Annotated in this window: 22 protein-coding genes; 9 read left to right on the plus strand and 13 right to left on the minus strand. The window is 33.9% G+C overall.

Translation table 11 applies throughout. The features are described 5' to 3' along the window. The first annotated feature begins 21 nt into the window (after positions 1-21). The 5 genes from nadC to AXG55_RS13360 all read left to right on the plus strand — a co-directional run bounded on the left by nadC (position 22) and on the right by AXG55_RS13360 (position 6,378). Positions 22-978 carry a carboxylating nicotinate-nucleotide diphosphorylase gene (nadC, locus tag AXG55_RS13340; protein WP_233231230.1) on the plus strand — a complete coding sequence of 319 codons (957 nt, stop codon included), beginning with the start codon at positions 22-24 and terminating at the stop codon, positions 976-978. 14 nt (positions 979-992) lie between these two features. After that, a complete protein-coding gene (locus AXG55_RS13345) occupies positions 993-4,112 on the plus strand; it encodes a type III pantothenate kinase (RefSeq protein ID WP_148698599.1) in 3,120 nt (1,039 codons plus the stop codon). Continuing rightward, entirely contained in the window at positions 4,109-5,263 is a 1,155-nt protein-coding gene (locus AXG55_RS13350; RefSeq protein WP_148698600.1) for a trans-sulfuration enzyme family protein, read from the plus strand. Before AXG55_RS13345 ends, AXG55_RS13350 begins: the two co-directional genes overlap by 4 nt. 65 nt (positions 5,264-5,328) lie before the next feature. Further along, positions 5,329-5,511 carry a hypothetical protein gene (locus tag AXG55_RS13355; RefSeq protein WP_148698601.1) on the plus strand — a complete coding sequence of 61 codons (183 nt, stop codon included), beginning with the start codon at positions 5,329-5,331 and terminating at the stop codon, positions 5,509-5,511. A 195-nt stretch (positions 5,512-5,706) separates the two neighbouring features. Continuing rightward, entirely contained in the window at positions 5,707-6,378 is a 672-nt protein-coding gene (locus tag AXG55_RS13360; RefSeq protein ID WP_148698602.1) for a hypothetical protein, read from the plus strand. Here the strand turns inward: AXG55_RS13360 and AXG55_RS13365 are convergent. The 10 genes from AXG55_RS13365 to AXG55_RS15065 all read right to left on the minus strand — a co-directional run bounded on the left by AXG55_RS13365 (position 6,371) and on the right by AXG55_RS15065 (position 17,502). Continuing rightward, the gene (locus AXG55_RS13365) at positions 6,371-7,831 is read right to left on the minus strand and encodes an iron-containing alcohol dehydrogenase (RefSeq protein ID WP_148698603.1); all 1,461 of its coding nucleotides are present in this window, start codon (positions 7,829-7,831) and stop codon (positions 6,371-6,373) included. The two genes, AXG55_RS13360 and AXG55_RS13365, sit on opposite strands and share 8 nt — an antisense overlap. 67 nt (positions 7,832-7,898) lie before the next feature. Then, the gene (locus AXG55_RS13370; RefSeq protein ID WP_233231231.1) at positions 7,899-9,524 is read right to left on the minus strand and encodes an NADH-quinone oxidoreductase subunit N; all 1,626 of its coding nucleotides are present in this window, start codon (positions 9,522-9,524) and stop codon (positions 7,899-7,901) included. Then, on the minus strand, positions 9,524-11,122 hold the full coding sequence (locus AXG55_RS13375) for a complex I subunit 4 family protein (protein WP_148698605.1): 1,599 nt from the start codon (positions 11,120-11,122) through the stop codon (positions 9,524-9,526). Before AXG55_RS13375 ends, AXG55_RS13370 begins: the two co-directional genes overlap by 1 nt. A gap of 17 nt (positions 11,123-11,139) precedes the next feature. Then, entirely contained in the window at positions 11,140-13,095 is a 1,956-nt protein-coding gene (gene nuoL / locus AXG55_RS13380; RefSeq protein WP_148698606.1) for an NADH-quinone oxidoreductase subunit L, read from the minus strand. 2 nt (positions 13,096-13,097) lie between these two features. Further along, entirely contained in the window at positions 13,098-13,403 is a 306-nt protein-coding gene (nuoK, locus tag AXG55_RS13385) for an NADH-quinone oxidoreductase subunit NuoK (RefSeq protein ID WP_148698607.1), read from the minus strand. Further along, positions 13,387-13,941: an NADH-quinone oxidoreductase subunit J gene (locus tag AXG55_RS13390; RefSeq protein WP_148698608.1), complete on the minus strand. Its 555-nt coding sequence runs from the start codon at positions 13,939-13,941 to the stop codon at positions 13,387-13,389. Before AXG55_RS13390 ends, nuoK begins: the two co-directional genes overlap by 17 nt. A gap of 20 nt (positions 13,942-13,961) precedes the next feature. Beyond that, complete coding sequence (locus AXG55_RS13395) at positions 13,962-15,071, minus strand: complex I subunit 1/NuoH family protein (protein WP_148698609.1); 1,110 nt, start codon at positions 15,069-15,071, stop codon at positions 13,962-13,964. Between the two features lie 11 nt (positions 15,072-15,082). After that, complete coding sequence (locus AXG55_RS13400; RefSeq protein WP_233231232.1) at positions 15,083-15,463, minus strand: NADH-quinone oxidoreductase subunit A; 381 nt, start codon at positions 15,461-15,463, stop codon at positions 15,083-15,085. Positions 15,464-15,524: 61 nt separating this feature from the next. Then, on the minus strand, positions 15,525-16,637 hold the full coding sequence (locus AXG55_RS13405; RefSeq protein ID WP_148698610.1) for a formimidoylglutamase: 1,113 nt from the start codon (positions 16,635-16,637) through the stop codon (positions 15,525-15,527). 733 nt (positions 16,638-17,370) lie between these two features. Further along, entirely contained in the window at positions 17,371-17,502 is a 132-nt protein-coding gene (locus AXG55_RS15065) for a hypothetical protein (RefSeq protein ID WP_272866903.1), read from the minus strand. 253 nt (positions 17,503-17,755) lie between these two features. Here AXG55_RS15065 and AXG55_RS13410 point away from each other — a divergent pair, with 253 nt between their 5' ends. From AXG55_RS13410 to fghA, 4 genes are read left to right on the plus strand one after another with little or no spacing between them, the layout of a single operon-like run. Continuing rightward, the gene (locus AXG55_RS13410; protein ID WP_233231233.1) at positions 17,756-19,156 is read left to right on the plus strand and encodes an acyl-CoA dehydrogenase family protein; all 1,401 of its coding nucleotides are present in this window, start codon (positions 17,756-17,758) and stop codon (positions 19,154-19,156) included. Positions 19,157-19,177: 21 nt separating this feature from the next. Then, a complete protein-coding gene (locus tag AXG55_RS13415) occupies positions 19,178-19,903 on the plus strand; it encodes an FAD-dependent oxidoreductase (protein WP_148698611.1) in 726 nt (241 codons plus the stop codon). 11 nt (positions 19,904-19,914) lie between these two features. Then, positions 19,915-21,024, plus strand: coding sequence for an S-(hydroxymethyl)glutathione dehydrogenase/class III alcohol dehydrogenase (locus AXG55_RS13420; RefSeq protein WP_148698612.1), 1,110 nt, complete (start codon positions 19,915-19,917; stop codon positions 21,022-21,024). Between the two features lie 43 nt (positions 21,025-21,067). Then, a complete protein-coding gene (fghA, locus tag AXG55_RS13425; protein WP_233231234.1) occupies positions 21,068-21,907 on the plus strand; it encodes an S-formylglutathione hydrolase in 840 nt (279 codons plus the stop codon). A gap of 8 nt (positions 21,908-21,915) precedes the next feature. On the opposite strand, the gene AXG55_RS13430 is transcribed toward fghA, so the two are convergent. Genes AXG55_RS13430 through AXG55_RS13440 form a run of 3 tightly spaced genes read right to left on the minus strand, consistent with a single transcriptional unit; the run spans position 21,916 to position 24,557 of the window. Continuing rightward, positions 21,916-22,956, minus strand: coding sequence for a heme-dependent oxidative N-demethylase family protein (locus AXG55_RS13430; RefSeq protein WP_148698614.1), 1,041 nt, complete (start codon positions 22,954-22,956; stop codon positions 21,916-21,918). 48 nt (positions 22,957-23,004) lie between these two features. After that, complete coding sequence (locus AXG55_RS13435) at positions 23,005-23,958, minus strand: PDR/VanB family oxidoreductase (protein WP_148698615.1); 954 nt, start codon at positions 23,956-23,958, stop codon at positions 23,005-23,007. Further along, positions 23,955-24,557 carry a dimethylamine monooxygenase subunit DmmA family protein gene (locus AXG55_RS13440; RefSeq protein ID WP_148698616.1) on the minus strand — a complete coding sequence of 201 codons (603 nt, stop codon included), beginning with the start codon at positions 24,555-24,557 and terminating at the stop codon, positions 23,955-23,957. The genes AXG55_RS13435 and AXG55_RS13440 overlap by 4 nt, the downstream gene beginning before the upstream one ends. Positions 24,558-24,574: the final 17 nt, after the last annotated feature.

Below are 24,574 nucleotides of genomic sequence, written 5' to 3' on the forward strand. Positions count from 1 at the left end.
TTATCTATATTAGGGTGCACTATGGATCTCACGAAAGTAAAGCCTCATTGTCCTTTTTTGATGCCAAAAAATGCTCTATGCCAATCCGATTTTACAGGATTTTGTACCGCAAAACTGGGTGTCGCACCGCACCGTATTATTAATGACATTGTACAATGGCTTGACGAAGACCACGGAGCGGGAGACCCATCCCTCTTTGCTGGATTTAACAAAAATCTCACGGCTCAGTTTTTTGTTATAGCCAAACAGGACTTTACTCTCTCAGGTCTGCCTATAATGCAAGAAACCTTTAACCAAACTTCTAGTGGACAGATAAAACTCTACTCCGACTTTGAAGAGGGTGACTCTATTCCTAAAGGAAGCGTGGTCATAGCGGGCGAGGGATACGCCAGCTCCATTCTGTTAGCGGAAAGAGTGGCTCTAAATTTAAGCTCAAAATTAAGCGGTATTACTACAAAAACAAAATCTATTTTATCGGAAATTCGAAAATATTCTTCTACTGTGTCACTTCTTGAAACAAGAAAAACAACTCCAGGGCTGCGCATTTATGAAAAATATGCAACAAGAGTTGCGGGAGCTCGAAATCACAGACACGGCCTTGATACAGGAGCTATGCTCAAAGAAAATCACTTAAGGAGCATTGGCAGTATTGAAGAAGCTCTTGATAATTTAAACAAAAATATACCTATATTGACTAAAATTGAAATTGAGGTTAGCAATCTCAACGAATTTCGCGCTGCTTTAAATCGTGGTGCAGACGTGATCATGCTGGATAACTTTTCTTATGATGACGTTAAAATAGCTGTCCAAGAAAAAAATAAAATAAATAAGAATATAAAACTTGAATTGAGTGGAAATTTAGACGAAAAAAATATCGAAGAAATTGCTTCACTGGGAGTAGATTATCTCAGCATGGGAGCATTAATTCATAAAGCCATTTGGGTCGATATGAGCCTACAACTCTACCTTCCTGCATAATCATTGGAATACAAATGAAAGATAAAGATTATTTTACTGTTTTTACAGAACAAACCACCTCTACAATGGATTTTGCGAAACAATATATGCAGAATCATAACCATGACGGACAAATCATAGCGGTGGTTGCCAAATCACAGACCCAAGCAAGAGGGCGCGGAGGATCATCCTGGCAGCAAATAAATTCCTCAAATATTGCAAGCGACAAATTAGATGGACAAATTGTTTTTTATGATCACCTTTCCGATGTTGTTTTAGAACATAACGATTTTCTTCCTGTTACTTTTGTCATTCCAAGCGAACGCATTAAAATTCCTTATGAATGGATTACTGCTATTATGGGCTGCGCTCTTTACGATGCCTTAAAAGTAACAGAAAGCTTTATCAAATCGACTTTCCCTTATTTAACATACAATATCGATAAAAATATTTACATTAAATGGCCAAATGATATCATTTTTATTTCTGAAAAATTAACAGATTCAAAGTTAATTACAAAGTATAAAAAAATCAGTGGTATACTTTGTGAAACATCGACATCAGGTTCAAAAATTGGCGATTTTTATATTGGTATCGGCTTGAATTTTTTTAATCATCCGCAAATTGAAAAATCTGTCTCATTCTGGGAAAGTTTATTTTTTAATGAAAAGAATAAGTCTAATAAAAGAGAAATAAATAAAACCCTTGCCACACCAGAGTTTCGTCAAGCCATTTTGAATAAATTTTGCGAAACACTTCAAAAAGAAATTTCTGACTACATTTGTACATCGCGAGGAAAATCACAATTAAGAGCGTTAACTTTAGAGAGATCGCTTCCCATTGGAACTTTGCTATCTGTTGACAAAGGAACAAGACAAGGTGAATTTGTAGGACTAGATGAAAATGCAGGGCTCATTTTAAGTGGTACAAACAAACCCATTATAACGGGAGAAGTGACTCTCAAAGAAAGTGTTGCAGAAAAAAAGAACCCTAACGAAAACAAGGTGAGTTTAATTAAAAATATAACTCCAACCGTAGCCATTGATTTTGGAAATACAACCATTCATTTTGCTTTCCAATGCTCTAATTTAAATAAATACCAGATTGATATTCCTTATGATTCAATATTATCATCAGAAAAAAATAAAATTCGTGAAGCTCTTAAACCATGCTTAGATGGTTTCATTGTCGATAGAATGCAAAAAATCGATATACTATACACTTCTGTGACAACGTCTGAAAAAACAAACTTAGCAATAAGTAAAATAAAAGAGTATTTGAATTCCATTTTCCCTGAAATGACATTTCAGGATACTAAAATTATTGAGAAAGAAATATTAAGCATTGTTAATCTTTCAAATGAGTATGATGTAAGTCGGCTTGGAGAAGATCGTGCTTTAAAACTTTTATTTGCAAGTAAGCAAGCGCAAAAAAACAATGAAAATATTGTCGTATTTTCATTTGGCACTGCGGTAACTTGTGAAGGGGTTTCACCCTCACTTAATATAATTGAAAATTATATTTTTCCTGGTATTCAAATGGCATTAAATGCCATAAATCACTACACAGCACTTGTCCCCCTTTTCCATGCAAATTCAAATAAAGTATTCCCACAGGATAAGGATTGGAATCAAGAAATTTATGTACAGCGAGGGGTCTTTTTATCTACAGCTTCTAGCGTTATGGCAACTTTAAATATGCACAATCCTTGCCGTTGCTATTTTACTGGCGGTAATGCAGAAATAATCTTAAGTATTATAAATTCTATTAATCCAAAACATAATTTTAAAATTGAAATTATTCCTAGTATTGAAACGAATATGATTATTGAATATAAAAGTCATTTTCTTAAAAATAAAAATACTATTAAATTTGAAAAAATAGAAGTTGAAAATAAGCTTAATAAAATTAAAAAAATCACTAACCAAAATTCAATAATTCCTTCTTTTACAAATCTACATGAAGAAGGAAAAATTGGACAAGTCATGCAGAGCATGATGAAAGCACGCGATCCTAAGAAAATCGATCGAACACTGGAGCCAAAGCAGGAAGATTTTAGAAAAATAGGATCTCATTTAGAAAATATTCAAAGTGAAGAAAGAATTGATGCCTACATGGCAAGTAAATTTCAATTTCACAATCGTGACACGTGGCGTGAAAGAATTCAAAATGGCGAAGTGCTTATTGAGCATGGGGCACATCGAAAAATAAAAGATAAAGTTCATCTCAATAAAATCAAGCCTACTTATAAATTAAAAAATTATGACCAAATTTGGCTCTATCATCCAACGGAATACGAACCCGACGTCATCGATAAACTTGATGTTATTTTTGATGATGGCGACCTATGCATTTTTGCAAAACCACCTAATATGGTGATACATGCCGCTGGAATATATGGTAAAAATACTTTTGTAAATATTTCTGCAAAAATGGGTTATAGCGATTGTGCTGCCGTGCACCGTATTGATAGAGAAACAAGTGGTATCCTTGCCTGCGCAAGAAAAACAGAAACCCGTAGCATTATTTCGGATGCTTTTAGGCAAGGTAACATTGAAAAAATGTACATCGCTGTTGCAAAAGGAAAAAATAATTTACCAAATCATTTTAGAGTCAGCTTACCCATTGGAGAACCTGAGAATTCATTAATTCGCCTTAAACTTTGGGTCAATGGAAATTTACCTCAACAAGCAGAAACATGGTTTTCAAAACTGGGTACATTTGAAGATTACACAATGTATGCTTGTCTTCCACAGACAGGAAGAACAAATCAAATTCGCATTCATTTAGCAGCTATTGGGCAGTGGATTGTCGGTGATAAAATGTATCACAAAGATGAGCAGGTCTTTATCCAATTTTATGAGCAAGGTTACACAGACTGGGTTCATGAACAGACTTTATTTCCAAGACATATGCTTCATAATGCAGGAATAATGGCATCAAATATCAGCTTACCTTCCTTAGCATTGAACCCTATTGTTTGTGAACTCTACTCGGATATGATGGAATCAAATATTGTTAAAAATTTGCTAAAAAATTCTTCAATCCCTTTAGATGTAACCGAACAAAGAGAATATTTTAAAAATATATTTCTCAATTTGCACAAGTTAAATTTCAATGAATTTCCTGAAATTCAACAAGGAGACAATCCATGAATCGTCATAGCAAGCATTTTGATACCATTTGTGTGCATGCCGGTGTCGAACCGGATAAAGTAACAGGAGCCATTATGACTCCTATTTATCAAACATCAACATATGTTCAAGAAAGCCCAGGACATCCTAAAATTTATGATTATTCGCGCGCCGGTAATCCTACACGCACCGCTTTAGAGGTTTCCCTTGCCGCGCTAGAAGGAACAAAGCATGCCATATCATTTGCATCGGGTCTTGCTGCTGTAGGCGCTGTAGCACAACTTTTAAATCCGGGGGATCACGTCCTTGTTTGCGACGATGTCTATGGCGGTACAGGTCGACTCTTTCGAAAAATATTTTCAAAATATAATATTCATTTCGATTTTATCGACATGACTCATGCAAAAAATATAGAACCTCATTTTACTAAAAATACAAAATTAGTTTGGATTGAAACCCCAACCAACCCACTTTTAAAACTCATTGACATTGAATCCGTTGCTAAAATTGCTAAAAAACAGGGTGCTTTGACTGTTGTTGATAATACGTTTTGCTCACCTATTTTTCAAAATCCAACTGACTTTGGTGCTGATATTGTATTACATAGTACAACAAAATATATTGGTGGACATAGTGATATGGTAGGCGGTTGTCTCATGTTAAATAATGACGACTTAGCTGAACAATTAAAATTTTTACAATTTGCTGCAGGAAGTGTGAATGCCCCTTTCGAAGCATTTTTATTACTCAGAAGTATTAAAACACTTTCTCTCAGAATGAAAAAACATCATGAAAATGCCTTGCTCGTTGCAAAAGAAATGCAAAATATGAATATATTTTCTGAGGTCATATTTCCAGGACTAGAATCCCATCCGCAGCATGCCCTTGCAAAAAAACAAATGCGTGGATTTTCAGGAATGATTTCTGCGCGCATTCATGGTGATTTTGATACTGTGAAAAAATATTTATCTCGACTAAAATACTTTTCTCTTGCAGAAAGTCTTGGTGGAGTTGAATCTCTCGTGAATCATCCTGAAACAATGACGCACGCCAGCGTACCAGCAGAACACCGCAAAAAGCTAGGTATTTCATCAGATCTATTGCGTTTCTCCGTAGGTATTGAAAATCCCGATGATTTGATTGAAGATATTAAAAACGCAGCAAAACTTTGACACTGACAGCACCATTTTAAGAGTCTGATTCAAACCTCCGATATCTCTATTGGAGGTACTTCTTAATGGCATTACCAAAAGATAAAGATAAGAAAAAAATGAGAGCATCCGATGAACTGGAATTGCTAAAACTAATTTTAGATGAAAATAAAGAATTGAAAAAAAAAGTCCTTAAATTTATTCAAAAAAGTCTTGGTAAAACAACCTCAATAACAGCAAAAAATAAAAAAGGTATGAAGCCTTATTAATATTTTAAATACAAATGAAATATTTATATTTTTATTTAAAATATAATAATTATGTATAAAAAAATATTTTTTTATACTCTTGCTTTTTAAATTTATTCATATAAAAAGAAAATACTATGTTATAATTTTTAAATCTCAAAATTAGAGACTCCTGAGTATTCATCTTCATTATTCATTTTGTATGAGGAATTTATCATGAATAATATTGAATTTAATTATTTGTTATTAAACGATAAATATTTTAACCCCTGCTTGGATTTACTTATTTCCGTATTCACAGAAATTGAGCCTGTTGGCAAACACTTAAAATTGACTGATAATGATTTGAGAGAATTTGTTTCAGGATTACTCATGCATTCTTATCATCAAAAATTAACTTGGATAGCGATTGATAAAAGTAAGGATAGTGTTGTTTCTGCTCTTGTATTTACAGATATTTATGATGAGTATAATCCTAAAGTTGAACTTTCTGATAAGATGCAAATATTATTTAATCTCATAAATTCACTTTATATAAATCATGAACATGAATTTAATGTTGAAAAAAATATAGGAACTCATACTTGGATGGTTGCAGTGGATAAAGATTATCAAAAATATGGCCTATTAAGAAATATTTATAAAAAAATGTCCAATTGGGGATTACAAAATGGGTATAAATATACCCTTGGCGAATCAACTAATAAATATGTTATTAGCTCATTAAAAAAAGAACCTGGCCATATTATTTTAAACACAATTCCATATTCATCATATAAATATAAAGATAATTATCCTTTAGCTGATTTAACAGAACATACGGAGTGTATTGCTTATAAATTTCCGTTCCAATTTTATCCTGAAGTTGATTTTGATATGCCTAAATAGCAGCCGCAATACAAGGATCTTCTCCTATCCAAAATATAAAATCAGCAACGCTAAAACGAGAACGGATAAAAGGAGAAAATCTTAAAGCCCATCTAAATTCTAAAGCTGTCGTCGTTGGGAATGTTGCTTCAGGATAAGTTGGTAAATTCGCTTGTTCTAAAAGTCTTTGCATTTCATCAGAACGCATTGTGATTTTTGTAATATGTGTTTTAATTTCCGCCCAGTTATTTTGGAATTCAGAAATGTTTTCTTTAGCTAAATTCCATTTATCGCTTTTAATAATATAATCTTCCGCAAATATTTTTTTAACTTTATTTAATTCATCAGGATTTATTTCATCTGCATCATTCTTATTTCCAAAGAAAGGAGCATTGCTCATAAATTGCGTTATTATTTTTTGAATTTCTTTCTCATTCATTGTCCTCATTTTTTTAGTATCAAACTCTTCAAATTCTAATAACCAATCAAAAGTCATTGCACTCGTTAATGAAGCAAGCGCAACCTGCTCACCATGAAGAACTAAAGAACGTCGCGATGTAAGACGTAAAAAATCCAATCCATGACTGATCACGTGCTCATAACCACTCAAAGGCGTTGTTTCACCACTTAAAGACATAGAAATGCCTGCCATAGCAAGGGATGCAGATATAATTTCAATAGCATCACTTGTTAAAAATTCTTGCTGAAAACAATTTGCCATTTGTTTTAATGGATCGGCATAAATCTCCATTAAATGATATGCCAATTCGTTATAGTTCTCAGCAATTCCGAGTTTATAAGATAAATACCAATCTCCGTAGGCGACAAATCGAGCGAGCAAATCGCCAAACCCGGCACGCGATAAGTTTAAAGGAGCTGCTTGCAATAGAGGCTCAATCCAAAATGTAGCATTTACAATTTTAGATTGTCTTGTTCTCTTGGCTCCCTCTAAATCAACAACAGAAAAAGAGGAAGTAAAAGCTGTCACTGTCATTGCAGTAGGAATAGAAATAAAAATGGTATCTTTTTTATTTAAATATAACGCATGTTTTAATAAATCTGTGATAGCTCCACTACCCAACGAAATAAAAATAAAATTATTTTTTTCTGCTTCAATGAGATTAATCGTTTCATTTAAATAATATTCAGAAGCATGAATTTCATCGGTATCAACAGATTTGGAGACCGAAAGACTTTTGTGAATGACATTGAAATCACTACTCAATAAATCAATAATTTTTTCATTTATAGTTTTACTATTTTTAATTTCCGACAGCTTATCTTTTGAGTCAGTCAAAATAAAAACATTATTTTTAAAACCAAATTTATGAATACATGAGTCTAAATAATTTTTTATTTTATCGTAAAAATCATGATAATTTGTGCTGTAAAATTGTAGAGGAAGTTGTTCATAAAGATTATTACCTATATTCTGATTTTTTAGCGTCTGAGAAATAAGATCAAAATAACGCATTTGTTAAAACCTCAAAAAAAAAGCCTCGACCAAGCCGAGGCATAAAGATATTTTTATAAATGAACGGCTACTTATCACTCGTAGGCGTCAGTTTATTATGATCAATAGGATGTAAATCAGCTGTATTTATAATTCGCATGTTTTTTTCTGAAGCTTGAGTATAATTTAAACTAATTGCCCAACGAGGCCCCACAATTCCAATAACAATAGCGGCAACGGCGGCAATAACAGATATCACCATCATACCCGAATTTGTTTCTTCAGATTGAGGATTTTGCGCAGAATAGCGAGTCGCAGGTTTAAACCAAATTTCAGACATAATGGACAGATAATAAAACAACGACAAGCAGCTAAATATGACTAAAATAATGGATAAACCTATAAATCCTTGATTGATTGCCGAAAGTAACAAGAAAAACTTTCCGAAAAATCCAGCAACAGGAGGAATACCCGCAAAGCCAAACAAAAATACACTTAAAGTAATTGCAGCAATTGGTTTTTTAGCACCCATTCCGGCAAGCTCTTCTTTTAAAAGATCTTCCCTATTGGAATCTTCAAACCAAGCAATAACAGTAAACGCTCCTAAACTTAAAACAGCGTAAATAACCGCGTATGACATTAAAGATTGTTTTGCTTCAAGACTATTTGGATTCATGGTAAGAGAAGCAAAAGCTAAGCAAAAGTACCCTGCATTTGCCACTGAAGAATAAGCCAAAATACGTTTGATACTGTTATGAACGAGACCAAATAAAGATCCAACGGCAATAGAAAGCGCTCCAAATAACCAGAAAACAATGATTAATCCTGTACGCTCTCCCGATCCAAAGCCATCGCTTAATAATCTTAAAATAACAACAGCCACACTGAATTTTACCAATGATGCCATGTATCCTGTTAAATGCGAATTAGCACCTTGATAAACATCGGGCGCCCAAGAATGAAAAGGAGCAATTGCCAATTTAAATGCAAGACCACAAAAAATAAGTAAAATTCCAACTAACCCAAAAGGATTTGAATAAGAAATATCAAGCGTTTTAAAATCAACAAATCGTAAGGAACCAATACTCGCATAAATTAAGGCGGCACCCATCAAAAGTAACGCAGCAGCTGCAGCTCCTAATATAAAGTATTTAATTGCTGCTTCCATGCCCTGTAAAGAACGGCGTTGGTATCCCACAAGAACATAAAGAGAAATACTTGTAAGCTCAAGGCCAATAAAAAAGCTTAAAAATTCACCGGCAGCACACATGACCATGAGACCGGCAGATGAAAATAAAATCAATGTTAAAAATTCAGAACGTAACAATTGCTTGCCAAATGATGTCATAGAACAAGCCATTAACGTAAATAAAGTACCAATTGATATCACTATAAAAGATGTTCTCGATATTCCATCAATTAAAACACCACTTCCCAAATAAGAGCGTGGCAGTGGGGTATGTGAAAAAATTGCCACAGAAGCGGCCGCAAAACAAACGCCTATAGCAACGTACCAAGCAGGATAGCTCGGTTTGTCAGGATCCGTTTTAAACACACCTAAAATCATAGTTACCAAACCACCAATCAGCAACAAAAGGATAGGTAACGCTAAGTAATAAAAAGACTGAGAAGGCAGAATATCTTCCCACAATCTGGTTTGAATGGCGGTTTTCACAGTTCCTTGGAGTTGAGACATCATAAAATCTGCTGACATCATTTTACTCCTTCATGGCTATCAGACGGAAATTTGTTAAGAGGATAAAGAAACCCATCATGTATATTTGCAAGTTCAGACATGTAAGGTGAGTTTGTATTCACACTTTTTTCAATATTAATTAATGTTGGCTTCGTATGTTGTAATATTGGAGAAGAAGCAAACCCTAATACAAAAATAAGCACTGACAAAATACTAAGCTGTATCACTTCATTTCTATTTAAGCCTTGAATATGCTTATTTTCTTCTTTATTTAAAGGACCAAATATTATTCTATATGTTGCAAGTAATATATAAACAGCTCCAAAAATCACACCCAAAGTAGCAAGAGATCCAATGACGGGTTGCGCTTGAAAGGCTCCAATTAAAATAAGCCACTCTCCAATAAAGCTTCCTGTACTTGGCAAAGCGACTGAACCCATGGCGGCAATAACAAAGAAAAAGCCATACCAAGGTAAGACTTTAGCAAGACCACCAAAATCATCGAGCTCAAAAGATCCTCTTCTTTCATATAGGAAATTAAAAAGGATAAAAAGAGCGCCCGCTGTCACAGCATGATTTATCATTTGATAAAGAGCACCCTGCAATCCAATGGTGTTCAATGAAAAAATACCAATAACTATAAAACCCAAGTGACTTAAGGAAGAGAAAGCCATAATGCGACGCACATTTGTTTGCTGCCAAGCAATAAGAGCTCCGTAAATAATTCCTATTAAAGCAAGTACCATTATAGGTTTTGCAAAATATGTTGCTGCTGCTGGAAACAAACAAACACTAAAACGGATTAACCCATATGCAGCAAGCTTTAAGATGACTCCTGATAAAAGTGTATATGTTGCAGGTGCTTGTTCATATGTATCGGGCAGCCATGTATAAAATGGAAAAATAGGAACTTTAATACCAAAAGCTAACGTAACAGCTAAAAAGAGCCATGCTTGTGTTGCAAAAGGCAATGCTGCTGCAGTTCTATATAAATCAAGTAGGTTTGAGGAATACACACCACCATTATGAATTGAATGAGTATAATAAAGATATATTAAAGCCACAAGCATTAATAAACTTCCTATAACTCCATAAACAAATAGCTTTATAGTCGCATATACGCGATTTTTACCGCCCCAAATGCCTAACATGAAGTAAACAGGTATTAAAGTAAGTTCCCAAAATACATAAAACAGAACAACATCTAATGATACAAAGACACCAATTATGGCAGATTCTAGCAGAAGGAAAAGTGCTAAAAATCCTTTTATTTTTGTCTTAATTGATGAGTAAGTAGTTAGCATAACAATAACAGAAAATACTGTAGAAAGGAGAACGAGTATTAAATTTAACCCATCAACTCCCACAATATATTTAATTCCTGTTACTTCAGGGAGCCAAGGCAAAACTTGTGCAAACTGAAATTGTGCTGAATTTGGCACAAAATATTTAATCAAATGTAGAGAAAAAATAAGCTCTATTATTGTACCAACTAATGCAATATTTTTATGCAAACGACAATCGGCATTAGAAGGAATAATGACAATTAATAAAGCAACCAATAATGGAAATATTATGAGCAGTGATAAAATCCACTGCGAAACGCCATCGACCATTGTGTCCTCTCACCTGCTCAAATAAATAGAATTAACCCAAAAATAAACACACTAATAAAAATAAACTTGAGATAATTCCTTGCCATTCCCGTTTGCGCATCACTCGCTACACTCGTTCCGGTGTAAAGTGTTTCAGGAATACCATTAACAACTCCTTCAATAATTGTTTTATCAATAAAGCTGTGAAGGATTCTCCCAAATTTTGCGAGGGGGCGAATTAAAATAAGCTCATAGAATTCATCAACACGCCATTTATCACGTACTAAGTGGTAAATAGGACCAAAAGCTTTTGCAAACTTATCACCACCTTGTGGACCATTCTTGTAAACGGAAATAGCAAAGAGAGCTCCCACTAAAACAATGAGAACCGATGCCCCCATGAGACCAAACTCCATCGTATGACTCAAATGAACACCGTGGAATCCTGCCGCATTCATGACAGATTGGGCTTGACCCAATACGGGCGATAAAAATTGCGTGATGAAATCTGTTTTACCTGTAAACACTTCAGGAATAGCAATGAGACCTCCTAAAATAGAAAGTGCTGCAAGCAATACAAGTGGCAAAGTGATAACAATATTTGTTTCGTGTATGTGCTCTGGATGCTCGGCACGACACGTTCCAAAAAAGACCAGCCATGTTAAACGTAGCATGTAAAATGCTGTAAATCCTGCTGTAATCCAACCAACGAACCAAAAAATAGGATTGCCAAAAGGGCCGGACCAAGCAGCAGCAAGGATCGCATCCTTTGAAAAGAATCCTGAAAAACCTGGAAAACCAATAATCGCAAGAGTGGCGATTATGAAGGTAACAGAGGTAATGGGCATCTTTTTTAATAAACCGCCCATTTTACGAATATCTTGTTCATGATGCATTGCGTGAATGACACTTCCAGCACCCAGAAATAAACAAGCTTTAAAGAAAGCATGGGTAACAACATGAGAAACACCATATTGAAAGGCGCCAACACCACATGCTAAAACCATATAACCAAGCTGACTGCATGTTGAATAAGCAAGAACTTTTTTAATATCTGTTTGTGCAAAACCAATTGTTGCCGAAAGAATTGCGGTTGCCGCACCGACAATAGCAATTGTTGTCATCACAGTGGGGCTGAGAACCAACATATAACTCACGCGGTTCATCAAATAAATACCTGAAGTCACCATCGTTGCTGCATGGATTAAGGCAGATACAGGAGTAGGACCCGCCATAGCATCAGGCAGCCAAGTATATAGTGGAATTTGTGCTGACTTACCAGCTACTCCCAGCAATAAGCAAAGCCCAATTAATGTAATTTGAATGGAATGATCTGCTAAAAAAGTTTGCGGTGAAGCGGCAATAATTGCTGCCAATTCACTATAATTAATAGTCTTAAAAAGCATATAACAGAGGAACATAGCAATTAAAAAGCCGGCATCACCAACGCGGTTGGCAATAAATGCTTTAATTGCTGCCATTGAGTTGTCTTTATCTTCATACCAATAACCTATGAGTAAATAAGAGCACACGCCCACACCTTCCCATCCCAAAAAGGTGACAAGCATATTAGAACCAAGAACAAGCAATAACATCGAAACAATGAATAAATTTAAATAAACAAAAAATCGATATGGGTTTTTTTCGTGAACCATATATTCACCGGAATAAAGATGAATTAATGATCCAACACCTGTAATTACAAGTAAAAATATCCCCGATAATCTATCTGCTGTAAGGGCAAATGGGATATTAAATTCTTTTCCATTTATTAATGGCACCGAAATCCAATTGAAGAGATCGACAGTCACTGCTGTCCCTTCAGAAACAGACCCAAAAAACAACATTAATGAAAAAACAAAAGGAAGCGCCACAACAAACGTAGCCACAGTACAAACGACACCCACATTTGCAAATCGTAATACAAATGCGTTTATCAATGCGCCTAAAAGAGGTAATAAAACAATTAAAGTAAGTAAGGTTTGTTCTTGCATTTTTATCCTCTCAGTATTCTGAGGTCGTCAATTTCGACACTTGACTTCGCACGGTAAAGAGAAATGATAAGAGCAAGACCTACGCCTGCCTCACAAGCTGCCACAGCCATGACAAAAAACATGATCACTTGACCGTCCATTGTGTGAGTCATTGAACTCGCACTAATAAAAGCAAGATTCGCGGCATTTAACATAATCTCTACACTTAGCATCATAAATATTAAATTTTTTCTTAACATGACACCAAATAAGCCAATAATAAATAATAATAATGAAAAATAAATACCTAATTCAGGAAGACTTGGCATCGCTCACCTTCGCTTTCTTTGCTATAACTATAGCACCAATTATCGCGACTAAAATTAAAAAACTAATTAACTCAAATGCCCATAAGTAATCGGTGAACATCAGAGCAGAAACATTTTTTACATTTTCATTCATTGCATCGGGATAATAAGGAGGACGCGCATTGACTAGTGTATTCGAACTTAAATTTGCAATTAAGTAACCTTGCCCTACTTTTGTTCCCAAAAATAATGCCATTATAAAACCAAGAGAAATTAAAACAAGTTCACTTATAGTCAAACGACCATATCTTAATTCCGCAGGAGGTAAATTTAAAAGCATAATCACAAAAACAAACACAACCATAATCGCGCCTGCATAAACGATGATTTGCGAAACAGCTGAAAAGTGTGCGCCAAGTAAACCATACATACCAGCAAGAAGCATCATGACAATGATAAGTATCATTGCCGCCGTAACAGGCCATTTGCGGGTGATCATCAGAACAGAAAGAAATACAGCCAGAACACCCATTATTAAAAATGAAATTTGAGTAATCATAATAATCTCCCTTATTCTTATTAATGAAATTTAATAATTGCTGTTACAATTGCAGTAATAATTAAATTAACAAGAGCAATTGGGAGTAAATATATCCAACCTAATTTCATAAGTTGATCGTAACGAAAACGTGGGATTGTAAAGCGAACTTGAACAAATATCCACATTAATAATATAACTTTAGTAAGTAATACAACAATTCCAAGTGGCAATAAAATCCATCTTGCAACTGCTTCACCAAATTGCGGCGTTAACATATCAAGTAAATAATGCTGAGAAATCCATGGCAACTCATAGCCACCAAAAAACAAAGAAACAGTCAACACGCACATAACAAACATCATTGAGTATTCACCTAGAAAAAACAATGACCAGCGCATGGCTCCATATTCTGTTAAAAACCCAGCGACAAGCTCGCCTTCGCTTTCAGCAAGATCGAATGGCAAACGATTTGTTTCCGCAAAAATTGTAACAATAAAGACTAAAAAAGAAATAGGAGCGTGAATGACACCCCAGTTTGGTAAAAATCCCCAAAGAATTTCAGATTGCTTTGTGATCATAAGTTGCAAATCGAGAGTGCCCCAAATAAATACAAGTGGAATTATGCTCAATCCCATTGCCACTTCATAACTGACCATCTGCGCTGAAGCGCGTAAGCCGCCAAGCAAAGAATATTTATTATTTGATGACCAACCCGCTAACGTAACACCATAAACAGCAAGGGAGGAAAAAGCAAAAATAAGGAGAAATCCTGAATTTAAACTGACTGCTTGTAAGTTAACAATTTCATTATTTACAATAATATGACTTCCCCAGGGAATCGCTACAGTAACAGCTAAACCCATAACAACGGGGACAACGGGAGCCATGACATAAAATGCTTTATGCACATAAGGCGGCACAAAATCTTCTTTAAAAAGAAGTTTAATAGCATCGGCAATTGGCTGCCCTAATCCTAATAATCTAAATTTAAAAAAACCGACTCGATTGGGCCCCACGCGCCTCTGTATTACAGCACATTGACGACGCTCGACCCAACTCATAATTGGAGCAACTTGCGCACCCACTGCGATGCCTAATAGCATCAGAAGAATGGTGCTGATAATTTGAGTAAGACTTAATTCCATCATTTTCTAACCCCTCAATCCCAGCGTAATGCGCCGCGCCTTAGCACGTAAATATAGCCAATTGCCAATGTTGCAATAAATATACCTACTTCTACAATTCCAAACCAACCTAAATAGTCAAATGCAGTTGACCATAAATACATAAATATGGTTTCGATATCAAAAAGTATGAATAGAATTGCAGTTAAATAAAATTTAATAGAAAATCGATTTTCTGCTGAACTTGTAACTGGCAAACCACATTCATAAACTTCAAGTTTATACGTATTTGGTTTTTTAGGACCAAGGAAAAGTGATACACCACTAACACCAAGACCAAGCGCAAGCCCAACAATTAATATGAGCAATATTGGCAAATAGGGATTCATGCCAACATAAAGAACGGATTGCTCCATATACAAGTTCCTCCTCAACGAGTTCCACTAACCTATATTCATGATGGCGACAAGAGTGCCCTTAAGTTAATCTCGTAGAATGCTCTTCCCTCAAAAGGGCTATACGAAAAACCAGCGTCGCACATAATCGGGATGTCATCTCAAGAGTATCCCTTGTTGGGCATAGTTCTGCAATGTCCATAACGCGACATGTGTGAGAACGAGCTAAAAAGTTAATGGATTGAGCTAAATCTTTTAATTGCGCACCAAAGGGAGTCGACGCACTTGTCCCTGGAGCAAGGGATTGATCAAATACGTCTAAACATAGTGAAAAATGCAAACTCCCTTTCATTCTATCAAATCCAAATGCGGCGCAATCATCGAGATGATCACGCATGTGCTCAAGAGGAGTTTGTGCATGGCCTTGAGCTAAATCTCTCCACACATTAAATAATGCAATATATTCTATAGTTTGAATTTGATGTTCGCTTGCGTAGCGGTATAGTGAATAGGGATTTCGATCTCTTTGAATTCCCATTTCAATAAGAGCTTTTCCATTATTTATATTTTTGCTAAAATCATTAATAATTCGATAAAATGCCGTTCCACTATTAATGCTTCCATTTTCTACAGGCCGCGTATCAAAATGGGCATCAAAATTTATAATAGGGATCACTTCATTTTTGCGAGTAGCAACATGACCTTTATAACTTCCATAGCTGAAATCATGACCGCCCCCAATGACAAAAATAAGTTTAGCCTCATGCTTTAAAAAATATTCAACAACGGCGGCAATTCTTTCATGAGTTTCTGCTATGGTATCTGCTAAAATAATATTTCCTGCATCAAAAAACATTTGAGATATCATGTCACTATTTTCATCATTCACAGTATTTTCATCAAAATATTTGCGTGCGCTTAAATTAAATTTACGAATACGGGTATCATAGAGTTTATAAAAGCTTTGCCTAAAGGAATCGGGACCTAAACGCGCCCCAGGATTTCCTCCATTTTCAATAACGCCCCTATCGTCAGGAACACCAATTATTATAAATTTATCTTTAATAAATTGAGCTTTATTAAGACCGATTTTTAAAAGTGACGAAATATCGTGCAATTTTAATCCTATTGTTTCTTTTTTAGTTACTTTTGTAGATTTTGAAGCTTCTAAATACTGTAGCACTGTATTTGGCATAATTTGATCCAGATCACGATGGTGAAAAAACAGATGAGTAAGCAAAAAATAATTTTGCGCAATTTCGCATTTTTTTCAAGCATAAAATGAAGTATTATTTTTCAATACTTCATTTCAGGATTCTCACATCAAGATGTTTTTATATATCATTGAAATTTCATAAAAAATTTCAATGTAAAAATGACATAAAAATTTAATTTTATAATTCAAAATATAAAATAATATTACAACTTACAATAATTATAAAATACAATCAATTGATACTAGTGGTAAATCTATTTCAACTTTACGAAACTCATAGTTTAACTTTTTAATTTAGTGCGTAATCCTATTTCTGTTGAAATTATAAAATCACATCTACTTTCCATAAGTTTTTTACATTCAACATCGAATCTGATGAGCCATCTAAATTTTTAAAGCCTTGTGATTTGAAATACTGACCTCGATAATCATCTCTCACAAAGCAGATACAATGTTTTTATTTGGTAATCTTACGACTATCGCTTATTTTGAACTTGTAAAAGAAAACTTTTGCATCTAACAGTTTCACAATCGAATCGCGTTTTTCTAACCTTTCAGGAGTTTTAACAATCAGATAAATCATAGTATTAGGTTTTGTTAACTCATGATGATATTCCCGCACCCAAAGAACATTTATTAAATTTGATTAAGGTGTATTAAGTTTAATGATAGTTTCGAAAATTTTGAGCGCTGTTATTCTAGCATCAATATTTCATTCATCATCTACCTTAACATAGGAAAGAGTTTCATCTGCATAAATTTTAATATCATGAATAGAATCTGCAAATAATTCTGTGTTCAAAATCATCGTTATAATAAATAAAATCCAATTTTTGAAACTCACAAAAATTCCTCACAAATTTTAATAGCAATGAACTCATGTTCTATTTCATTAAATAATTTATTTAATGAAATGATTAAATACCCAATTCAAAGTTTTGTCATTTTTAAAATTTTTTTTAATCTTAATAGCAATTTGCATTTCTATAAAAAACATGTTAGTCAGTTAAAAGAACCTTGCCAATTTGGCATAATTGATTCCATTTTAGTTCATAATTTAATTACTAATATTCATATTTTAATATGAGGATATAATCGTGATTTCTCAAAACATGGAAACAAAGAAATGGGGCGATTCTAAATTTTGGGGACTAGATTTCGAACTCGATCCCCAATGGATTCTAAGCAAAAGTCAAAAAAAATTGCAGGAAAAATTAATTGATTTATGCCATTCTACACTTCGTAAAAATGCAGTTGAGAGCGATCGCCATTTAATTTATCCACGTAAAAATTTTGAAGCACTTGCACAACTCGGACTTCTAGGAATTATTGTGCCAAAAGAATTAGGAGGCATGGGAGAAAATCATACTTGTGCCACTATGGTTGTGGAAACAATTTCTCGTTATGGTTGTGCAAGCACAGCAATGTGTTACGTAATGCACCTCGCAGCAACAAGCGCTTTATTGTTACGTTACCATAAAAATCCTACCATTAAATCCCTGCTATCACGATTAAATAAAGATGTCTTAATTGGCACTGTATCTTATTCTGATCCCCAAACAGGATCGCATTTTTGGTATCACCTCTCTTCAAAATGCGAAAAATCAGATACAGGTTGGCGTGTATTTAAAAAATCGTCTTGGACAACTTCGGGCGGATTTGCCGATTGGTATGTCGCACAAACAACCAGTCCCGATTTTAATGGCGATTATTCTAATTTATCCTGTTTTTTACTATGGAACAGTGAAGTTAAAACCAATCCTTCGACTTGGGATGGTCTTGGTCTTAGAGGAAATCAATCGGGTGCTCTTGAAATCGAAGGAGTAGAAATTTCACATGAACGCATGATTGGTCCCGTCGGTGACGGCGCACGATCGAATGATGAAAGTGTCGATCCTTTCTTTTTACTTTGTTCATCTGCCTGCTGGAATGGAATTGCCATGGGTATGATAGACATTGCAAGAGATCATACCACGCGCAAAAAACACGAAGATGTGGGCATGCGCATTGCCGATTATCCCACAATTCAAGATTATATTGGCGAAGCCATTATCGATACAAATTCGGTGCGTTGCTTTAATTTTCAAATTGCTCAAGCACTCGATGAAAAAACTAATCAATGCGACTGGTCTATCCATGAAGATTATTTAAATCTACCAAGAAGACAAATGATGCATTGGCTATGGCAATTAAAGTTTTCTTGCTCCAAAAATGTAACCCATGTTTCCGATAAAATGCTTCATACCTGCGGTGGTACTGGTTATAAGCCCGCACTTGGCATAGAACGCTATTTACGTGATGCGAAGGCAGGTTGGGTCATGGGCCCTACAAACGAAGTGTTACGTCAATTTGTTGGAAAATTTGCATTATTTGGTCCTGAATCTTTAGATTATTGGAATCAAAGCGTAAATGAACGAGTAATAAACAATGAATTGAAAAAAATGGATAAAAAAAGCAAACGAGAGTTTGCAGAAAAAATACTAAAAGATTGCAATTAAATTTAAGGATTGTTTCTGAAAATGAACCTAAATTCAAATAATATTGAGCATAACTCAGATTTTTACTCTTCAAAAATAATCCACATTGAAAATATAAATTCTAATTATTTAATATTTAAAATCAATCGTCCAAGCAATTTCAATTATAATGCGGGACAGTTTGTTTCTTTTAAACTAAGCGATGATCAAGGAGAATTTCATTATCAATATTCTATTGCAAGCAATAATAAAAATAAAGAATCTTTAGAATTTTGTATTCAAACATTAGGCGTAGGAAGAGGCGTTCAATTTTGGAAAAAATTAAAAATAGGGGAAATAATTTCATTTAAAAATGCACAAGGAAATTTTAATATTGTAAACTATAATAATCCTATTGTCTTTATTGCTGGTGGCTCTGGAATTTCTCCTATTCGTTCTTTTATTTATGATTTATTAGAAAAAAATACTCATATTCATTTAGTTTATGGATGTAAATTAGCATCTTCAATTCCTTTTAAAAAAGAATTTATTGATTTATCTAAAAAATACTCATCTCATTTTAAAATAAAAATTGTGGCAGAAGAAGAAGAGTCTGATTTTGTAATCAAAGGAGATATATTAAGTGCCATTAAAAACAATGCGCATTTATTTGAAAAAAACTCTGATTTTTATATTTGCGGATCGCAAGAAATGACTAAAGCTGTGCAAAATGAACTCATAAATTCAATTAAAATAAATATGAATAAAATATTTATTGATAATGCTTAGGAGAATGTCACATGAAAACACGCGCTGCCGTTGCCTGGGAATCAAAAAAGCCTCTTGCTATTGAAGAAATTGAAATTGAAAAACCAAAAGAAGGCGAAGTTTTATTAAAAGTTATTGCGACGGGTGTTTGCCATACCGATGCTTTCACCCTTTCAGGAGATGACCCTCAAGGAGCATTTCCTTGCGTTCTAGGTCACGAAGGTGGCGCTATTGTCGTTGAATGCGGCGCAAATGTGAAAGATTTAAAACCAGGAGATCACGTCATTCCCCTTTACATTCCCGAATGTGGAAATTGTAAATACTGTGAATCTCATAAAACAAATTTATGCCAATCTATTTCTTCTACGGTTTGGACCGGTTATATGCCCGATGGAACCCGCCGATTTTCAAAAAATGGGAACCCTATTTTCCATTATATGGGTTGCTCCACTTTTGCAGAATATACCGTTGTTCCTGAAATTGCGCTTGCAAAAATAAATAAAGAAGCACCACTCGATAAAGTCTGTTTACTTGGCTGTGGTATAACAACAGGAATTGGTGCGGTATTAAATACGGCTAAAGTAGAAGCGGGATCTACGGTCGCTGTATTTGGTTTAGGTGGCATTGGACTTTCCGTTATTCAAGGCGCCGTCATGGCAAAAGCAGCAAGAATTATAGGAATAGATATCAATGCAGGCAAAAGAGAAATGGCAAAATTTCTTGGCGCTACCGATTTTATTAATCCCTCTGAAATTAATGGATCAATAAGTGAATATATTAAAGATTTAACAAATGGGGGGGTAGATTATTCCTTTGAATGCATTGGCAATGTTCACGTTATGCGTGACGCACTAGAGTGTACTCATTTAGGTTGGGGCGTTTCTACTGTCATTGGTGTTGCAGGAGCTGGTAAATTAATTTCTACAAGACCCAATAATTTAGTAACTGGACGCACTTGGAAAGGAACTGCTTTTGGTGGTGTCAAAGGCCGATCACAACTTCCTGACTATGTGAATCGCTATTTATCTGGTGAAATTGAAATAGATAAAATGATCACCCACACACTACCACTCGAAGAAATAAATACGGCATTTGAACTCATGCATCAAGGTAACAGCATTCGTTCGGTTATTATATTTTAATATTTATAAAACCTAAGTATATTGATATTAAAAGGTAAAAATCATGGAAAAAATAGAAAGCATTAAAGAATGCGGCGGTAATTTAAATAGATATGTCCATAATTCCATATTTTGCAAAACCAAAATGACATTTTCTGTTTATTTACCACCTAAAGCTCAAGTTGAAAAAGTACCCGCTTTATATTGGCTTTCAGGTTTAACCTGTACCGATGACAATGCTCGCATTAAGGCCGGAGCTCAACGTTACGCATCTGAACTTGGTATTGCACTTATTTTTCCTGACACTAGTCCCCGCGGCGATTATGTTCCTGATTTTAAAGAGAGATATGATCTTGGCCAAGGTGCTGGATTTTATGTGAATGCAACTCAATCTCCTTGGGCTGAAAACTATCAAATGTATAGCTATATTACTGAAGAACTTCCTAAATTAATTGAAGATAACTTACCAATTTTAATAAATAAAAAATCGATTAGTGGTCATTCTATGGGGGGGCACGGGGCACTTATTTGTGCTTTAAAAAATCCAAAAATGTTTGCTTCTGTTTCCGCATTTGCTCCCATTTGTAATCCAACAAATTCTCCTTGGGGAAAATCATGTTTTAAAACATACTTAGGTGAAGATGAATCAAAATGGTTGCAATATGACGCTACTTGGTTAATTAAAAATGGTTGCAAAGTTCATAATATTTTAATTGATCAAGGACTTTCCGATGAATTTTATGAAAAAGAACAATTACTTCCTGAGAACTTTAGAGAAGCATGTCATGAGAAAAATCAATCTTTAAATTTACGCTTTCAAGAAGGATATGATCATAGTTATCATTTTATATCATCGTTTATAGGCGAACATCTTTCTTATCATGCAAAATATTTAAAAAAGTAAAACCACATTTATTCGGGCTCTGTTCCTTTATTAATAATTTCACCATCATCAAATTGAGATAACCACGAAACAACTGTTGAATTAAATTTTGTTAACCCTTTGTATTCAATTAAATCAGGATGTAAATTTTTTAAAACTCTATGAAGCCGCTTGCTCCAACGCGGAAATGAGTTTATTTCATTCAAGTTTATTAAATAACAACGAATTGCAAATAAAATACAGTTGCTTTTTGGCAATCGGAATAACGTCTGCAATTCTACACGTAAATAAACAAGTTCACCTACGTTAGAATAATTAATTTTATTACGATCTGCACCCCAAAAAGGGTAATTTTCTGGTGATGTATCTAATCTGGGATGAATAGTCATAGTCCAATTTAATCGTCTTACGGGATTAGATTGTTGCAAACTTAATAAATATTTTAAAGCTCTATCCATAATTCCTAATTCTGTTACTTGTGGCACAGGACCATGCCACTCTTGCCAGGACATTCCTAAATCAAACGCCAATGACCAATCTGCTTGAGAGGTCACAAAGCCTGCATCTGCGTATAATGTATTATTTCTCTGATCGAGCAAAACAAAATCACCTTGAACCTGTCTACCCATATATTCAAAAGGCTCCATTGATATTGAAGCAGAATCACCAAAAATAAATGTATCTTTTATTTCTAAAAGTTTATTTTCCCAAGTCCATTCGTCTTCATTTTTTTTTAGAGAAAAATATTCAGGATAATCTTGTGACAAAGAATTCATTGTTAATTCCAAAAAGTCCCACTGTGCTTCAAGCATATGAGGCAAAGATTCATATCTTTTTGGATCTTCTGCTAGAGTCATTCTTTTATCATTGCATTCAGATATATAATGTTCATCTATATCAAAATTATATTCGTATACAGAATTTTTATTTCCTTTCACATGAGGCTCTATATTTACAGAGTACATATAATTATCTTCAGCAAATGGAAAAGGAAATCTTCTTATTGATTCTATTGAATTTTTAAAAGAATAATCATCTCTAAAAGATTCATTTTTAAAAATTATATTCATCATAATTTACCTAATATTTATAAAATATTTTTTTACAAATTAAAAATCCTAAATATTCAATGTTAATTTATCTGATTTTGCTCTTGAAACACAGGGTAATATTTTTTTTCCTAGTTTTTTTTCAGTCTCAGTTAAAAAGTTATCGTGATGATAAATAATACCATTATTTTCAAGAACTTCTAACTCGCATTTCCCACAAGAACCACCTCGACACAAATAATCAGCTTTGACACCTGCATTTTCAATGGATTCTAAAATGCTTTTTTCAGCGTCTACAAAAATTTCTTTATTTGATTTTGCTAAATAAACAAGAAATCCTTCTCCAATTGGGGGTGAAATAAATTGTTCACTATGAATATGATTTAATGGCCAACCTAAATTTATAGCTAAATCTATCAATTTATAAATCATAAACTTAGATCCGCAAACATAGACATGCGTACCTAAAGGTTGTTTTTTTAATATTTCATTGAACTCTATAAATTCATTTTTATCTTCATTATATAAATTAACATAATCTTTATTTAAATCCTCCATTCTTTTAGCAATAGATCCATGAATTTTTTCCCTGAAAGAATAATGCATTTCAAAATTTGATTTACTGTTATTTAATTCGTATATTTGAGAAATAAAAGGCGTAATACCAATACCACCCGCAAATAAAATATGTTTTTTAGCTTTTTTATATAGTGGAAAAAGATTTACAGGATAGGAAATTTCTAATTCAGAACCTATAAATACCTTTTCATGCATATAATGAGAACCTCCCCTTGATTTCTCTTGCTTCCGAATTGCAATTTGATATGTTTTTGTATCAAAGGGAGAACTCATTAATGAATAGGGATTTTTAATTATTCTATCATTTGAATTCATAATAATAACAATATGACTTCCTGCAGAAAAAGATGGCAATAAAGATTTATCCTTACGCATCAATACAAACTGCTTAATAAATGGAGTTATACATTCAATATCAACAATTTTTACTCTAATAGTTTTCATGGAAAAATTTCCTCAACTTTAGGAAAATCATATGCCGACTCCGCGTTTACCATGACACCCATATATGCGCCTAAACGACGAGAAAAATGCTCACGAATAATTAAAACTTTATTACAACCAAAACATTTTATAATATTCGTATTAATATCATTCATTATTAATTTACAGTGAGTACAATATACAGAACGCGCTAAAGTATTTGTTAACTCTTTTATAATATTTGAATCATCATAGCCATATTTATCCGCTATTTTTGAAACAGTCCAAATGAAATTTTCGGAACCTACGACATAAATGCGTAAGCCCATAAACATTTCAGGAAGCATATTTTCGACAGCAAAAAAAAGATCATCATCATTTTCATTAATAAGTATATTATTACAATATGTGTTATTTATTAATTTCGGATAATCCACTTCATTCATGTATTTTTTTGAATAAAAAATAATTACAGGATTTTTTGGAAATTTAATTTGAAACATCTTAAGAACAGACATTCCTCCTAATCCTTGCACTATTATCATATGGAATAAAGCTTTATCATCCCAAAGTAACAATGAATAAATCGGTTTACTTTTTATAGAGTATCCGTTTTCCATAATTTATATCCAATTTA

This window comes from Silvanigrella aquatica, assembly GCF_001907975.1.
Taxonomy (GTDB): Bacteria; Bdellovibrionota_B; Oligoflexia; order Silvanigrellales; family Silvanigrellaceae; genus Silvanigrella; species Silvanigrella aquatica.

Excerpts from the sequence above, each read along its gene's own strand:
- nadC (WP_233231230.1), top strand. The coding sequence starts at position 22 with ATGGATCTCACGAAAGTAAAGCCTCATTGTCCTTTTTTGATGCCAAAA.
- AXG55_RS13345 (WP_148698599.1), top strand. The coding sequence starts at position 993 with ATGAAAGATAAAGATTATTTTACTGTTTTTACAGAACAAACCACCTCT.
- AXG55_RS13350 (WP_148698600.1), top strand. The coding sequence starts at position 4,109 with ATGAATCGTCATAGCAAGCATTTTGATACCATTTGTGTGCATGCCGGT.
- AXG55_RS13355 (WP_148698601.1), top strand. The coding sequence starts at position 5,329 with ATGGCATTACCAAAAGATAAAGATAAGAAAAAAATGAGAGCATCCGAT.
- AXG55_RS13360 (WP_148698602.1), top strand. The coding sequence starts at position 5,707 with ATGAATAATATTGAATTTAATTATTTGTTATTAAACGATAAATATTTT.
- AXG55_RS13365 (WP_148698603.1), bottom strand. The coding sequence starts at position 7,831 with ATGCGTTATTTTGATCTTATTTCTCAGACGCTAAAAAATCAGAATATA.
- AXG55_RS13370 (WP_233231231.1), bottom strand. The coding sequence starts at position 9,524 with ATGTCAGCAGATTTTATGATGTCTCAACTCCAAGGAACTGTGAAAACC.
- AXG55_RS13375 (WP_148698605.1), bottom strand. The coding sequence starts at position 11,122 with ATGGTCGATGGCGTTTCGCAGTGGATTTTATCACTGCTCATAATATTT.
- nuoL (WP_148698606.1), bottom strand. The coding sequence starts at position 13,095 with ATGCAAGAACAAACCTTACTTACTTTAATTGTTTTATTACCTCTTTTA.
- nuoK (WP_148698607.1), bottom strand. The coding sequence starts at position 13,403 with ATGCCAAGTCTTCCTGAATTAGGTATTTATTTTTCATTATTATTATTT.
- AXG55_RS13390 (WP_148698608.1), bottom strand. The coding sequence starts at position 13,941 with ATGATTACTCAAATTTCATTTTTAATAATGGGTGTTCTGGCTGTATTT.
- AXG55_RS13395 (WP_148698609.1), bottom strand. The coding sequence starts at position 15,071 with ATGATGGAATTAAGTCTTACTCAAATTATCAGCACCATTCTTCTGATG.
- AXG55_RS13400 (WP_233231232.1), bottom strand. The coding sequence starts at position 15,463 with ATGGAGCAATCCGTTCTTTATGTTGGCATGAATCCCTATTTGCCAATA.
- AXG55_RS13405 (WP_148698610.1), bottom strand. The coding sequence starts at position 16,637 with ATGCCAAATACAGTGCTACAGTATTTAGAAGCTTCAAAATCTACAAAA.
- AXG55_RS13415 (WP_148698611.1), top strand. The coding sequence starts at position 19,178 with ATGAACCTAAATTCAAATAATATTGAGCATAACTCAGATTTTTACTCT.
- AXG55_RS13420 (WP_148698612.1), top strand. The coding sequence starts at position 19,915 with ATGAAAACACGCGCTGCCGTTGCCTGGGAATCAAAAAAGCCTCTTGCT.
- fghA (WP_233231234.1), top strand. The coding sequence starts at position 21,068 with ATGGAAAAAATAGAAAGCATTAAAGAATGCGGCGGTAATTTAAATAGA.
- AXG55_RS13430 (WP_148698614.1), bottom strand. The coding sequence starts at position 22,956 with ATGAATATAATTTTTAAAAATGAATCTTTTAGAGATGATTATTCTTTT.
- AXG55_RS13435 (WP_148698615.1), bottom strand. The coding sequence starts at position 23,958 with ATGAAAACTATTAGAGTAAAAATTGTTGATATTGAATGTATAACTCCA.
- AXG55_RS13440 (WP_148698616.1), bottom strand. The coding sequence starts at position 24,557 with ATGGAAAACGGATACTCTATAAAAAGTAAACCGATTTATTCATTGTTA.